The organism is Cobetia sp. 4B, from assembly GCF_018831605.1.
Classification (GTDB): Bacteria; Pseudomonadota; Gammaproteobacteria; order Pseudomonadales; family Halomonadaceae; genus Cobetia; species Cobetia amphilecti.
In genome coordinates this window covers 3,425,876-3,440,559 of sequence record NZ_CP059843.1, presented here as the reverse complement: position 1 = coordinate 3,440,559, position 14,684 = coordinate 3,425,876, and the positions used below count along the sequence as shown (strand labels likewise).

The window sequence follows — 14,684 nt, the reverse complement described above, 5'->3', positions numbered from 1 at the left end:
GCACCTTCTCGCCACTGGCTGCGTCTCACGCCATCTGCTGGCGGATGGCGGGCAGGCGCTGCTCGATCAGCGCGACGAAGGCCACGATCACCGGGCGGACCGGTGTGGTCGGGTAGTGAAGCTCCAGCGGTACCGCGCCGAGTGCCGGGCGCAGGGGAATGAACTGGCAGCCATCACGTTGCAGGCGGCGAATGCAGCCGGGCGCGATGGCGACTCCCAGTCCCGCCGCCACCTCACTGAGCAGTGTCTGCATCAAGGCCGGTTGGCGCTGGATGCGCGGCGAGAAGCCGGCATCGCCGCAGGCACTGATGATCTGATCGAACAGCCCCGTCGCCTGCCCGCGCTGAAACAGCACGAAATCTTCCTGCGCAAGCTCGCTGAGGGCCAGTCGCTTGCGGTGCGCCAGACGATGCCCCTCGGGCACCACCGCCATCAGCCTATCCTCGTAGACCGCCAGGGCGGTCAGGCTGTCACGCTGCTCGCCGGGAAGCGGGCGCGACAGCCCGATGTCGATCTCGTCACGCGCGAAGGCATCCAGCTGCTGCTGGGCGCTCATCTCATGCAATGACAGGCTGACCTCGGGATGGTCGCTGGCGAAGTCGCGCATCAGTCCGGGCACGAAGCTTGCGCAGGCCGAGCTCATGTAGCCGATGCGCAGTGTGCCGGTTTGGCCGCTGGCAGCCATCGCCACGCGTTTGCGTGCCTGAGCCTCCAGCGCCAGCATGCGCTGCGCTTCTTCCAGCAATGCCTCCCCCGGTGCCGTCACCTTCACTTCTCGCGTATTGCGCCATAGCAGGCTGACGCCCAGCTCGGCTTCGAGATCGGCGATCTGGCGGCTGATGGCGGGTTGCACGGTATGCAGCTCGCGGGCGGCGGCCGAGAAGCTTCTATGCGTCGCCACCGAGACGAAGGTTTTCAGTGTGCGGAGTTCCATGCCGGCCCTCGTGGCTGATTGATGTTCAGTCAGTATAAGTCATATCAAGTATTGTCATTTCTATTATAAGCCTGCACTCGCTAGTCTGAAGGCCTGCCAAACCTCCCTTCGTCAGTCTCTGCCGTTTCGCCTTGTCTCCTGTCTCTTGCTGCTTGCCGCTGGCTTTGCCTCGCAAGCACGCAAGCAAGCGAGCAGGCGGGGCGCGTAGCGGCTGACAGGAGGGTTCTGAATTCGAGTGGAGCCAATATGACGACATCAACGAGTGGAGTGGCCGCGCAGGATACGCGCGGACCCTCACAACCGCTTTCTGCCGGCGGCCGTTTCACGCTGCTGGCCATCGCCTGTCTGACCATCATGGTGGGAACCGTGGTCGCACCGGGGCTTCTGAGCATCGCCTCGGCGCTTGAGGTGGAGAGCCATGCCAGCTGGCTGATTACCCTGCCATCGCTGGGCGCCGTGCTGTTCGCGCCCATCGCCGGGCGCATGATCGATCGTGTCGGTGCCTATCGCTCGCTGGTGGGTGGGCTGTTCCTGTATGGCGTGCTGGGCGCGGGCGGCGCACTGCTGGAAGGCACCGTCGTCGTGTTCGCCGATCGCATTCTGCTCGGCGGCGTGACCGCCGTGGTGATGGCGGGCGGCACCACGCTGATCTCCGAGTGGTATCACGGCCATGCGCGTCTGGCGATGATCGCCCAGCAGGGCATGTCCATCGAGCTTGGCGGGGTGATCTTCCTGTTCGTCAGTGGTGTGCTGGCAGGTATCGCCTGGCAGTGGCCCTTCGCCCTCTATCTGCTGGCCTGGGTACTGCTGGCCATGCTGTGGATGATGGTGCCGAAGCAGTCGCCTGAAGCGCCCACCGAGGAGAGCGGAAATGCCGGCGGTGAGGCCTTGTCCTCCTCGCTGACCAGCGTCTACCTGGCCGCGGCCATCTCGTTGACGCTGTTCTTCTCCGCCATCGTCATGCTGCCGATGCGCTTGAATCTGCTGGGGCTGGATGAAGCGGCCACCGGTATCTTCCTGGCGGGCATTTCGCTGGTCGCGGTGGTCGCGGCGATGCTGATGCCGAAGGTGTCGCGTGCCCTGGGTGAGATGCCGACACTGGTGCTGGCCTTCCTGCTCTATGCCGGCAGCCTGTTCCTCTTCCAGCAGGCCGAGAACATGACGCTGATGAGCGTCGGTGCCGTGTTGTCCGGCATGGGCTTCGGCTTCTCGATCCCCTTGCTCAACCACATGACGGTGGAGCGCAGCCACACCTCGGTGCGCGGTCGCAATCTCTCCTACCTGACGATGGCGATCTTCCTGGGACAGTTCCTGACGTCCTTCCTGGAATTCCTGCCCGGTGACGGCAGCAACGTCTTCGGCGCCGCCGCCGTGCTGGGGCTGATCTTCGCGGTGCTCTATCTGGGCGTGTATCTGCTCAAGCGTGACAGCCGCAGCGCCTGATCGCGGCAGGGTAAACAGACTGCACGTTGCAGCGACGAAAAAAAGCCCCGCCACCTGACTCTCAGGTGGCGGGGCTTTCGCTGTAATGCCGTGATCATTTGTCGAACAATATTCTCAGACGGCGAATCATCACCCAGCTCATCAGCCCGCGCTTGAGCAGGCTCAGGCCCTTCTTTGGCCTGAACCCGCCCCGCGCCGCGATCAGGCCGCCCACCAGCACCAACGGGCCGCGGTATTGCTGGACCTTGGCCCAGCCGCGGTCGATGGGGGCAGTGGCCTCCTTGAGTTCGCGCATCGCATGGCTGACATCGAGGCGCTGCTGACTGATGCGTGCTTCGAGTTCCGCACGCCGAGCGTCACGCGGATGTGCTGACCGGCGTCCGTTCCCCTGCACGGGAGGCAGCGCCGGCTCGCGTCGCGCGAGGGACTGTCTGGAAGAACTCATCTCGCCTCCTTGGCAGGCACTGGCAGGCGGGGCATCAAAGGTTTTCGCGTTGGCGCTGGCGTTCCAGTGCGTCGGCACGCACATCCTTGAGGCTGTCGCTGTCACGGCTCAGGTTGCTGAGCGTGGAACGCAGCAGGCTGCGCTGGGAAGCGATCACCTTGACGCGCCAGGCGATCAATCCCCCCAATGCCAGCAAGATACCGCCGCTCAGGGCGATGGCCAGCAGGCGGTGGGTATCCCAGAAGGCCACGACCACCAGCAGGATCGCCAAGCCGATGCCGAAGCAGATCAGCATCAGGGCGATACCCGACAGCAGCAGCATCACGAACAGCCGTTCGCGCTCTTCCTCGAGCTCCAGCACGGCGAGACGCAAGCGCGTCTCGCCACTCTCGACCAGGCTCGCAGTCAGACGTCGGATGGCGCCAAGTACGCGTTCAACCGGCCCTTGCTCCTGCATCAGCGACGGCCAAGCAGCATGCCGACGACGACACCGGCGGCCGCACCGATACCGACACTGGTCCACGGGTTGTCATGCACGTAGCGATCAGCGCAGTCCACGGATTCGCGCGCGCCGGCGGCGAGGCGATCGCCCTGGGCGCTGAGGCGGGCGCGGGTGGCTTCCAGGCGAGTCTGGGCGCGGGCGCGGGCTTCCTTCATGCTCTCGCGGGAATCTTCAGCCGAGGCGTGCAGCAGTTCCTCGACGGTCTGGGACAGATGGCGCAGATCTTCCTTCAGCTGGTCGGTGTTGGCACCGGTCGCGGAAGTGGTGTGATCGCCGATCTTTTGCATAGCCATGGTGTAACTCCTTCCCGTATGTCGAATCAGATTTCGCGAATGGTGAGCGCGGTGTTGTCTGCGCTTGACTCTCGAACTCTCTCTTCCCTGGGGCGCCGCAGGCGGCAGGGCATGACCTGAATCCACTTGCACGAGACTCTCTGCAAGCATCGTCAGCACGTCGTCATGACGCGTCTTGCGTGGTCATGCACAAGTCGTGGGGGTCGAATGCGACAAACACAAGGGCAAGACACGCACAGAGCACGATATCGCCATGTCACTTGCGGGATGCATGATCTGGATCATGGATGTGCCACTAGGTCTACATGGGCGGTCCACATGGGCGGTCCACATGAGAGCGGTGCATACGGAGGGCAGATGGCAAGACGGGCAGCCTGGGCTGCCCGTTGCGGGAGGGTCGTGCGAGTTCTTTTATCAGAACTTTTTGATCAGAGCTCTTGCATCAGCGCTCTTTGATCAGGTTTCTGGCGAGCCGGCGAAGAAGGTATTGATCGAGAAGCCCAGGCCAAAGCGATTCACGCTGTGGTCGTAGTCGATCAGGCTCTCACCGTAGCCGTGGTAGTACTGCACGTAGCCACGTACCTTGCCGAACAGCGGGAAGGAGTAGTCGAGCTGGTTGCCGTAGTTACCCTTGGAGGGGTTGCCACGCACCATCCAGGTGACTTCGTGCTGATCGGAGGTATAGCCGACCGTGATGTCGCCGTAGCCGATGTAGTTGTAGAGATCCGGATTGTCGTCCTCGTCGGACTCCTCCGGCACGCGCCAGTGCGGCGTGACCGCGATGGCCCAGTCGCCGTTCTGGAACATCATGTCGGCGTAGACACGGTTCCAGCTGCGCGACAGCGGGTCGGAACGGCCGTTGGACTGATGCGCGAAACCGATGCGGTTGCGGGTATTGGTCCAGCCGAACAGCTCATAACGATTGTCGAACTGCAGGAAGGCTTCCGGCTCGTAATTGGTCTCGCGGAACGGCGCCGACGCATCGGAATTGTAGGCCTGCCACCAGCTGCGCTGGGTATAAGCGAAGAACACGTCGCCATTGTCACCGAAGATGTCATCCATCAGCTCGACCTTGAGGCTGAGCTGGTATTTCACCTCGGTCTTGTCCACCTCGCCTTCCTGGGTGACTTCGGCAAAGCCATTGGCATCCGGGTTGGTGTTGTAGGCCCAGGGCAGCAGGTAATTGCGCTTGTAGGCGGTGATGGCCAGCGGATTCTTCTCGGCATCGTCCTCAAGAACGACACGCTCCTTGGCACGCTGCTGGGCCAGGCTTTCATCGAGGGGCACATCGACGCTCTGGCCTTGTGCCTGCTCGGTCTCGGCCGCTTCCGCCGAGTAGCGGTCGTCATCCGCGTCTTCGCGATTGGAGAGGAAGACCTGCTCGGTACGCGGGTCACTCTCGACGCTGTCCGCCGTGCCCGGTGCAGAGGCCGCCAGCTCGCGCCAGTCAGCCTGGCTCATGGCACCCGCGCGGGCCTGGGCGGCAGTCATGCCCAGTGCTTCGGGAGCGAAGCGCTTGCCGTTGGCCAGTACCACGCGTCCTTCGGCATCCATGGTGTAGGGCACGTCGGCCGCTGCCGGTGCGGCGGCACCCAGCAGTACTGTGGCCAGCACTCCCGTGAGGCGTGCAGGGACGGACCGGAATCCGATGGAGGCAAGGCGGAGGGGCATGGAAATATCCTGTCGGTTACACCGCGGCGGGGGAGCAGCGCATTATGGAGCAATGTTCATGACATGTCTGCCATTCTACTGGTGGCGCAGTGTCCGGTTCCAGCACGAAGATTCCGACAGGTGCGTCGCCTCGATGCGACGATGCATGTCGCTCACGCTGGCCTGCAAGCACCGCTTTTTCGCCCCGTCACTCTTTGCTGCATTCTCTAGTTCATTCTCCACTTCATCCTTTGCTGGGCGGCCGCTGGCGGGCGTTTGCCGACAAGGATTGCGTGGGATGCAGCGCCAGTCGACAATGCGGCCCTTGCCTGCGCTTGCGGCCTGACACGATGCCATCCTGCATGGCTGGCGGCGGCCTGGCGGGGCAGCAGAGCCGATGAAGAAGCGCGGTGGTGACCATTGAGGAGACAGCTGTGACAGGTAACAAGTCCTTGAGACTGATGATGTTGGCAGGCGCCTTGCTGCTGATGGTGCTGCTGGCCTGGGTGCCGGCCACGGCCAGTGCGGACGCCCCGAAGCGTGCTGATGTCCAGACTCAGCTTGAAGACCTGCAGAGCGTCGAGAAGCCGGATGCCGACACCCGTCAGCGCGTCGCGGACCTCAAGGATACCCTGACGGTGCTCGACGACCTCGCCGAGGCCACCAGCAGCCTGAATTCCCTCAAGAGTGAGGTCAAGGAGGCACCGGCGGAGTTGGCGAAGGCGCAGGCCGAGCTGGCGCGTCTGCCTCAGGACTACACCCCGCCCAGCATCGCATCGCTGGAAGACGAGTCGGTCGAGGCGCTGGACAAGCGCATGACCTCGATTCTCGACTCGCTGCAGAACCTGCAGGACAAGCTGGCCGATACCAACCGGCGCCTGATCAATGCCCAGAGCCTGCCGGAGCGTTCGCGCTCGACCCTGGCCGATGCGCAGCAGCAGGTGCAGCGCCTGCAGACCCAGCTGGGTGGCAGTGGCGATGCCGACCTGTCCGGCACCGGGCGTGATCTGATCGAGGCGCGTCTGGCATTGGCCGAGACGCGTGGCGAGCTGAGCCATTCAGAGCTCAATTCAAGCTCCCTGCTGCGTGAGCTGGCCCAGGTGCGCAAGACCCTCTACAGCCGCCAGATCGCCAATCTGGAGCAGGACCTGGAGCAGGTCCAGACGCTGGTCAACGACAAGCGCCGCAACCAGTCCGAGCAGACCATCGCCGATGCCACCAGTGGTGAGAATGCCGCGCTGGCCGACAATCCCATCTTCCAGCAGGTGCTCAACCGCAACCGCGAGCTCAGCAGCCAGCTGCTGGCGATCACCGATCGCGTCAACGCCGTGATTCGCGATGGGCTGGAGGTGCGCACCCAGCTTGATCGCGTCACCCAGGTCGAGCGCACCATGAGCGAGCAGATCGAGGCCATCAAGGGCAGCGTCCTGCTGGCGCGTATCCTGCGTGAGCAGCAGAGTCGCCTGCCGCAGGTCGATGTGCGCAAGGACTTGAAGGAAGAGATCGCCGACCTGCGCCTCAAGCAGTTCGAACTCAACAAGGTGCGCGAGCAGCTCGCCGATATTCCGGGCTACCTCAATTCCTACGTGCTGGGCGAGGCCGCGGCGCTGGAACGCCCCGGCGGCAATGCCGATGTCAGCCAGATCAGTGCCGAGCTGCGTCAGGCGTTGATCGGTCAGCTGGAGGCGCGCAAGGAGCTGGTCGACAAGCTCGACAAGGAATACGACAGCCTGCTGGCACGCGCCATCGACCTGCAGCTCAACCAGCAGCAGCTGCTGGAAGTGTCAGGGCGTCTGCGCCAGACCATCGAGGAGCAGCTGTTCTGGGTCGCCAACGGCAAGCCGCTGGATCTCGACTGGCTGTCGCGTACCCCGGAAATGCTCGCCGAGGAGCTCAGGCCCAACGTCTGGCGTGGCGTGATCGCGGGGTTGTCCAAGGGCTTTCAGCTCAGTGACCTGTGGGTGGCGCTGCCGGGCTTGCTGCTGCTGATCTTCATCACCTGGAAGCGTTCGCGCATCCGTGCGCGCCTGGCGGACCTCCACGCCCAGATAGGGCGCCTGAAGCAGGACACCCAGCTGCATACGCCGCGTGCCATTCTGCTCAACGTCCTGCTGGCCATTCCCGGCGCGCTGGCGCTGGCGCTGATCGGCGGCGTGCTGTCGCTGGGCGAGGGCATCATGCTGTGGGCGCTGGGCCAGGCGCTGTTGAAGCTGTCGCTGGCGTGGGGCATCTTCGCCATCTTCCGCCGTCTGCTGGTCAAGGACGGCGTCGCCGAGCGTCACTTCCAATGGCCGGCCAACTACGTGGCAGAGTTGCGCCGTCATATCTGGTGGCTGGGCTTCGCGCTGCTGCCGGTGGTGCTGACCACCAACATCATCAGCGAGGCGGACCTCAATCTGCTCGAGCGTCCACTGGGGCTGGCCATTCTGTTCGTGGGCCTGATGGCGATGAGCTTCTGTCTGTCGCGGCTGATCCTAGCGCATGTCCCCTTCTTCGGTCTCAAGCTGTTCCGACTGATTCTTGGCCTTGCGATGGCGCTGGTACCGGTGGCGCTGGGCGTGCTGATCTGCCTCGGCTACGAGTACACCGCGCTGCGTCTGTGTGGCCGCTTCATCACTACCATCTTCCTGTTCGGGGCCTGGATTCTGGTGGAAGCCACCGTGGTGCGCGGGCTGGCAGTCGCTGCGCGGCGTCTGGCCTATCGTCGCGCCGTGGCGCGTCGCCGCGCCCAGGTGCAGGAGGGCGCCGAAGGCGGTGTCGAGGTGGTGGAAGAGCCGCCGCTGGACATGGAGCAGGTCAACTCCCAGTCACTGCGTCTCTCGAAGCTGATCCTGGTCATCAGCTTCCTGTCGATCTTCTATGTGGTGTGGGCCGATCTGCTCAATGTGCTCAGCTATCTCGACAGTGTGGTGGTGTGGGAAATCGCCGCTTCCGTCGAGGGCGATTCGGCGACGCCCATCTCGCTGGCGGACCTGATCGCGGGCATGATCACCCTCGCCGTGGCGGTGATGATGGCGCGCAACCTGCCGGGCCTGCTGGAGGTCTCGATCCTGTCGCGGCTCGAGCTCAAGCAGGGCTCCAGCTACGCGATCACCTCGCTGCTTTCCTACGTGATCATGGCCACCGGTTTCGTGATGACATTGGGCAGCATGGGCGTCAGCTGGGACAAGCTGCAGTGGCTGGTGGCGGCGTTGAGTGTCGGGTTGGGCTTTGGCCTGCAGGAGATCTTCGCCAACTTCATCTCGGGCCTGATCATCCTGTTCGAGCGCCCGGTGCGCATCGGCGACACCATCACCATCGGCAACCTGCATGGCACGGTCAATCGCATCCGGATCCGCGCCACCACGGTGACGGACTTCGATCGCAAGGAGATCATCATCCCCAACAAGGTGTTCGTCACCGATCAGCTGATCAACTGGTCGCTGTCGGACAACGTCACGCGAGTGGTGCTCAATTTCGGTGTCGCCCATGGCAGTGATCTGGATCTGGCGCATCGTCTGCTGATGCAGGCTGCCCAGGAAAACAGGCGGGTGCTCAAGGACCCGGAGCCGCTGGTGTTCTGCCTGACCTACAACCAGGACAACTTCGGTTTCGAGCTGCGCATCTACGTCAATGACCTGACCGATCGCCTCTACGCCACCGATGAGATCAACCGCTGGGTGGACGCACGCTTCCGTGAGCATGGCCTCAAGGTCGCCTTCCAGCAGATGGATGTCTGGCTGCATCGCGACGATGGCACAGAGCGCCTCGTCGAGCAGCGCAGCGCCTCGGCGGAGCCATTGCGCCCCGCCAGCGGATCACCGGAAAGCAGCGAGGCGGAAAGCACGGAGTATCAGAGCAGCGAGCACCGGGAAGGTGGTGCACTGATCGCGCGGCGCAAGCCCGCCGAGGGTCTGGCAGGCCGTGAGGACGCCGGGCTGCGCGAGGCCGCACCGGACGCCGATGGCGGTGACGGTGGCGGAGATGCCGGCGGTCGCTGACGCTGAACCCTCTCGCTCATCTCATTGAATGCCGCATGGCATCACGCACAAGGCGCCCCGCGGGGCGCCTTGTGCGTGATGGGCCCGGTCCTGTGTCCAGGGCGCCCTGCAAAGGCGACTTGTACAGATCGAGCTGTGAAAGAGGGAATGTGCTAGTCAGGCCTGACGCCACGCATCATTGGTTCAATTCTGGCTGCGTGGCTGACGGGGTCTGGCCCTGAATCTGACCCTGACCCTGACCCTGGCTCGCCTCACCGGCAAAGGGAGCAGGGGCCTCGAATTCCAGTACCCAGCGGCTCAGGAAACTGGCCTGCTTGAGGCGGTCGAGTGTCGCCAACAGGCCAGGGCCGATCTCGATCGGGCGCAGCGCATCGCCCAGTTGCTCGCGCATATGCTGAGCGCTGCCCTCGCCACGCACCTCGGGGTGCAGTGCGCCCAGCTGGCTGTTGCTGGCCACCGCCTGCTGGCCTTCCAGACTCAGCCACCAGTCGAGAAAGGCCTCACCGGCCTCGGGGTGAGGCGCCTGCTGGGGGACGAAGGCCAGCCGGCGCTGAATCAGCACGTAGTCTTCCGGCACGATCACCACCAGCTCCGGGTGGGCGCGGGCAAAGGTCACCGCGTAGGGGCCGACCAGGTTGTAGGCGATGTCCACCTCGCCGCTGGCCAGCGCCTCGAGCATGGCGCCGGTGGTGCTGACCAGCCTGGCATCGGCCTGACCCATGGCGCGCACCAGCGTCCAGTAGCGCGGCGATTGACGGGCGTCTGACACGGCATAGGTAAAGCCGGAGCCGCTGCGGCGCGGGTCGTAGCTGATGATGCGGCCGCGCAGCTGCTCGCGGCGCGTCTCGAGCAGGTGCCAGAAGTCGCGATGACTGCGCAGCACATCGCGGGGATTGCGCAGGCCGTCGAGGTCCGCCAGGCGCTTGAGCGCATCGCGTCGTGCCACCATCACGATCGGCTCGAAGCTCATCGCATACAGCTCATTGCGCCAGCGTGAGTTGGCCGGCCAGGCGGTCAGGTTGGGGGCCTCGAGTGCCAGGGCGTGACCCTGATTGGCGAGTCGGTACTGCAGCCCCATGGCGGAGGAGATCATCAGATCCGCCTGCGGTGTCAGCGGCGCCTGCAGGTACTGTGCTTCAAGCCCCAAGGCGGAGCGATTGACGTAGTGCAGCACTCGCTCAGGATGCTGGCGGCTGTAACGCAGCAGCAGCGGGCGAATCTCGGGCAGGTCCAGGGCGGCGTGAATCGTCAGGTCGGCCGCGTGGCTGGCGTCGCTGTCAGGCGCGGGCGGCGTGACTGGCTGGCCACCCTGCAACCACAGCGATTGATGCTCTTCGAGCAGCGGGTCAAACGCTGCCTGGGTCGCCGCCCGGGTCGCCGCCTGACTGACGGGGCTCAGAAGCACGGCCAGCACGAGGCAGGCCGTCAGCCGTCCAGATCGCTGTCTGCCCGGGCGGTGATTGTCATGACCGTGATGGTCAGGGCGCTGCTGCCCGGTTCGCGGTCGTCTCGCTAGCATGCTGTGCCTCCTGTCTTCGCAGGCTTGCCGGCCTGTGCTGATTCATCCTCCCCATCCACACTCACCTCAGGCGCTGCACAGGGCGCCAGATGCAGACTGACGCATAGCCCGCAGGACGCGCCTGTCTCGGCTATGCCGTTTGTGTCGGCTGCGCGGGTTGCATCGCCTGTGCGGGATGCAGGATCAGCAGCCTGCGTCACGCTGCGTGCTGTCGCGTCGCTGAGCGTCAGGCGCGCATCGTGGTGTCGCGCGATGCCATCGACGATCGCCAGCCCCAGTCCGGCGCCTTCGTGATGCTTGAGCTCATCGGGCTGCTGCGCCGGCGCCTGATCATGACTGTCGGGCTGGGTGTTGCGGTGGAAGGGGCGCAGTACCAGCAGGCGTCGCTCGGCGTCGATGCCCGGGCCGTCATCCTCGACACTCAGCCGCCAGCGGCCCGCCAGTGCGGCGCTGTCCGGTTGCGTGAACGTGGCATCGCTCGGTGCCGCCATCCGGCTCAGGGTGAGTGTGACGGTGCGCGCGCCGTGCTTGCAGGCATTGTCGATCAGGTTGGCCAGTGCCTCCTCGAGCTGCCATTCGACGCCCAGCGTCCAGGCGGCACCATCGATATCCGGGGCGATCTCGAGGCCGAGGTCCACCCCGGCGCGATCACAGCGCAGGAACAGGCGGCTGACGGTGGCGCGCGCCAGCGCCGACAGCTCCAGCGGCACGCGCGGCGGCTGCACTTCCGGGTTGTTGAGGCGTGTCAGCGACAGCAGCTGATTGGCCAGGTGGGCGGTATGGCTGGCGGTGGCCTGCATCTGGCCCAGCGCGGCATGCCAGGCGCTGGGGTCCTGCTGGCGCAGCGCCAGCTCGGCGTGGGCGGAGAGTCCCGCCAGCGGGGTGCGCAGCTGGTGCGAAGCATCACCGATGAAGCGCTCCTGATTGGCGCGCACGCGGCGCATGCGCGCCAGCAGGTCATTGATGGTGTGCTTGAGTTCCTCGAGCTCGCGCGGCAGGGGCAGGTTGAGTGGCGCCAGACTGCGCGAGTCACGTTCGCGAATGGCGCGGCGCAGTCGGGTCAGCGGCGATAGCGCCAGCCGTACGCCGATCAGCACCACCAGCAGTGCCAGCGTGGCCATGCCCGCCAGACGCACCAGCGAGCCACTGAACAGCTCACGCGTCAGGGTGTCTCGCCCCTCGCGGGTATGGGCGACGCGAATGCTGTAGCGCTGGCCGTGGCGTGGGTCATCACCCCAGCCGCCCAAGCGGGTATCGAGGCTGCCCAGCCGCAGTGCCTGTCCTTGCCAGGCGATATCGCGAAACGACAGTTCGCCGCTGCGTCCGAGTGATTCCTGCGGGGCCAGGCGACCATTGGCGGCGCGATTGGCATCCGGCAGGTGGGTATTGCCGGTGACCTGCTCGCCATCGGCGTCCACCAGGCTGTAGAAGACGCGCTCCTGGGCGTCGGTGGCCAGCATCTCCAGGGCGGCGGGCGGCAGGTCGAGCCACAACTGGCCATCCTGCCATTTGACCTGCTCCGCGATGGTGACCAGCGAGGCTTCGAGCAGCCGGTCATAGGCGCGGTCCGCTGCCTCACGCGCCGACAAGAAGGCCTGCACCAGCAATAGTGTGCCCAGCGCCAGCAGAGGCAGCAGCAGCCAGCTCAGCAGGCGCCGATAGAGGCTGATGCTGCGTTTCGCCTCTGTCTGTGGGCGTGGTGAGGGTGCGGAATTCAAGCGCTGCCGTCCGTGGTCTGTTCCAGTAGATAGCCAAGGCCCCGGATGGTGCGCAGATTGACGTCGCTGCCTTCCAGGCGCTTGCGCAGGCGATGCACATAGACCTCGATGGCATTGTCGCCCACGGCTTCCTCCTCGCCGAAGGCCTCACGGGTCAGACGCGCCTTGTCCACCGGCTCGCCGGCATGCTGGATCAGGCAACCCAGCAGGCGCTGTTCACGGGGCGGCAGCGCCAGCGGGGCATCGGCGAGCAGAAAGCGTGCATTGAGTGGCTCGAAGGCCAGGCTGCCGAGGGTCAGGCGTGGGGCGATGCCAGGCGAGGGCGCCGGCTGCTGACTGGCCTGAAGAGTGGCCTGCTGACTGGCCTGAAGAGTGGCATGGCGGCGCAGCAGGGCGCGCACGCGGGCTTCCAGCTCATCGAGCACGAAGGGCTTGGCAAGATAGTCATCGGCGCCCAGGTCCAGCCCGCGCACGCGATCTTCGATGGCGCCGCGCGCGGTGAGAATCAGCACCGGTGTCTGGCGGTCGTGCTGGCGCAGCGCGGCGAGAATCTCGAGCCCGGAAGCGCCGGGCAGGTTGAGGTCGAGCACGATCAGCGCGAAGCCGTGATCGTGGCTGGTCGCCAGGCGAGCAAGCGCCGCGGCGCCGTCGGCCAGGTGGGTGACCGCAAGGCCCTCGGCGGAAAAGACGCTGCACAGTGTGCTGGACAGCAGGGCGTCGTCCTCGACCAGCAGCAGGGCCGGAGGCGGTGCGGTGGCTGGGCCATGCGCTGAAGCGTCAGCCGCTGATGCGTCAGGCGCTGAATCGTCAGGTGCTGAGGGGAGTGAGTCGGGAGAAGTCATCCGGGCTCCGCAAGGGCGCGTCAGGTACGCGACAAGAGTGATGAGAATCAGGCACAGGGCCGGTCTGCGACCTGAAATGGCCGCTTGAAGGCGCAATATTGCCTCAAACAGGCAGCCAATGGCGCTTGCGCCAGCGTATCATTGGTGGCCTGTTTCGTGTCGCTGACAAGGAAGCCAGCATGCCATCCGTTCCGCTACTGCAGCGCCTCAAGGCGCGCGCCTCTCGTCTCTCGCCAGCCCATTGGCTCACGGCTGTCACGTCGCTCAGGCCGCTGCTGACCTCGCTGGCGCTGGGCGTGGTAGGCGGTTGGCTGTTCCAGCTCACCGGCATGCCGCTGGCGTGGATGCTGGGGCCGCTGGTCGCCAATCTGCTGGGCGCGATGGCCGGGCTGAAGCTTGGTGTGCCGGACCGGATGCGCAATCTGTTTCTGGGGGTGCTGGGTCTGACGCTGGGCGCGCGCGTCTCGCCGGAGCTGGTCTCGCACCTCTCCAGCTGGTGGTTGTCGGCATTGTTGTTGCTGGCGGGGGTGTGGGCCTCGACGCTGGCCTGCGCCGCCTGGTATCGCCGCTGTGGTTTTGACGCCACCAGTGCGTGGTTCTCCTCGGTGCCCGGCGCGCTGACGGCGATGGTGGTGATCGGCGAGCGCATCGGTGGCGACCCGCAGCGCATCGCGGTGGCGCAATCGTTGCGGGTGCTGCTGGTGATCATGATTCTGCCGCCGCTCTATTGGGTGCTGGAAGGCGCGGCGGGCACGCCCGGCATCGGCAGCGATGTGGCGGTAAGCGGCCTGTGGCTGATCGCGGTGCTGCCGATTCTGCTGCCCCTGGCCAGGCGACTGCGCATTCCCAATGCCTCGCTGCTGGCGCCGCTGTTGCTGGCACTGGTGCTGTCGCTTGGCGACGTGGTGCGTTTCTCGCCACCGGTATGGGGCACTGATGTCATGCAGCTGGTGCTGGGCTGCGCCATCGGGGCGCGCTTCAAGGGCCTTACGCCGCGGGTGCTGGTCGGGGTGATGGGCCAGTCGGGCGTGGCGACCCTGATCTCGCTGTCGGTGCTGGGCTGCTTTGCCGAGCTGATCCATCAGCTGATGGGCGTGCCGCGTGACGTGGCCTTCCTAGCCCTGGCACCCGGCGGTATCGGCGAGATGGCGCTATTGGCGGTGGCGCTCGATCTCGACCCGATCTTCGTCGCCTTTCACCACCTTCTGCGTCTGATTGTCCTGATGCTGTTGCTGCCGGTGATGGCGCGTCATTTCCGCCATCGCCGAGCGCGTGAGACGACGCAATAGCCTACGGCGTGATCTCCCCTTGTGAGGGCGGCGATGCGCTGTTATAGTGTGCGCCTTGATCACGCCAAG

The 14,684-nt window shown here is 65.2% G+C and carries 11 protein-coding genes; 3 read left to right on the top strand and 8 right to left on the bottom strand.

Going from position 1 to position 14,684, the window contains the following annotated elements; genetic code table 11:
* Positions 1-25 precede the first annotated feature (25 nt).
* On the bottom strand, positions 26-934 hold the full coding sequence (locus H2O77_RS14215) for a LysR family transcriptional regulator (protein ID WP_215823374.1): 909 nt from the start codon (positions 932-934) through the stop codon (positions 26-28).
* Positions 935-1,180: 246 nt separating this feature from the next.
* Between H2O77_RS14215 and H2O77_RS14210 the strand changes: the two genes are divergently transcribed.
* Positions 1,181-2,377, top strand: a complete 1,197-nt coding sequence (locus tag H2O77_RS14210; protein ID WP_215823373.1) for an MFS transporter — start codon at positions 1,181-1,183, stop codon at positions 2,375-2,377.
* A 94-nt stretch (positions 2,378-2,471) separates the two neighbouring features.
* Here the strand turns inward: H2O77_RS14210 and H2O77_RS14205 are convergent, their stop codons facing one another.
* From H2O77_RS14205 to H2O77_RS14190, 4 genes are all read right to left on the bottom strand, one after another.
* A complete protein-coding gene (locus H2O77_RS14205) occupies positions 2,472-2,822 on the bottom strand; it encodes a YqjK-like family protein (protein ID WP_052384593.1) in 351 nt (116 codons plus the stop codon).
* A gap of 34 nt (positions 2,823-2,856) precedes the next feature.
* On the bottom strand, positions 2,857-3,279 hold the full coding sequence (locus tag H2O77_RS14200; RefSeq protein WP_043333873.1) for a phage holin family protein: 423 nt from the start codon (positions 3,277-3,279) through the stop codon (positions 2,857-2,859).
* Positions 3,279-3,617, bottom strand: a complete 339-nt coding sequence (locus tag H2O77_RS14195) for a DUF883 family protein (RefSeq protein WP_082388358.1) — start codon at positions 3,615-3,617, stop codon at positions 3,279-3,281. Before H2O77_RS14195 ends, H2O77_RS14200 begins: the two co-directional genes overlap by 1 nt.
* Positions 3,618-4,073: 456 nt before the next feature.
* Complete coding sequence (locus H2O77_RS14190; protein ID WP_240548623.1) at positions 4,074-5,288, bottom strand: phospholipase A; 1,215 nt, start codon at positions 5,286-5,288, stop codon at positions 4,074-4,076.
* 413 nt (positions 5,289-5,701) lie between these two features.
* On the opposite strand from H2O77_RS14190, the gene mscK reads away from it, so the two are divergent.
* The gene (gene mscK, locus H2O77_RS14185; protein ID WP_240548622.1) at positions 5,702-9,247 is read left to right on the top strand and encodes a mechanosensitive channel MscK; all 3,546 of its coding nucleotides are present in this window, start codon (positions 5,702-5,704) and stop codon (positions 9,245-9,247) included.
* Positions 9,248-9,422: 175 nt separating this feature from the next.
* Here the strand turns inward: mscK and H2O77_RS14180 are convergent, their stop codons facing one another.
* From H2O77_RS14180 to H2O77_RS14170, 3 genes are all read right to left on the bottom strand, one after another.
* Entirely contained in the window at positions 9,423-10,661 is a 1,239-nt protein-coding gene (locus tag H2O77_RS14180; protein ID WP_215823372.1) for an ABC transporter substrate-binding protein, read from the bottom strand.
* A gap of 98 nt (positions 10,662-10,759) precedes the next feature.
* A complete protein-coding gene (locus tag H2O77_RS14175; RefSeq protein WP_240548621.1) occupies positions 10,760-12,484 on the bottom strand; it encodes a sensor histidine kinase in 1,725 nt (574 codons plus the stop codon).
* A complete protein-coding gene (locus H2O77_RS14170) occupies positions 12,481-13,326 on the bottom strand; it encodes a response regulator transcription factor (protein ID WP_215823371.1) in 846 nt (281 codons plus the stop codon). The genes H2O77_RS14175 and H2O77_RS14170 overlap by 4 nt, the downstream gene beginning before the upstream one ends.
* 179 nt (positions 13,327-13,505) lie before the next feature.
* On the opposite strand from H2O77_RS14170, the gene H2O77_RS14165 reads away from it, so the two are divergent.
* Complete coding sequence (locus H2O77_RS14165; protein WP_215823370.1) at positions 13,506-14,615, top strand: AbrB family transcriptional regulator; 1,110 nt, start codon at positions 13,506-13,508, stop codon at positions 14,613-14,615.
* The last annotated feature ends 69 nt before the right edge of the window (positions 14,616-14,684 follow it).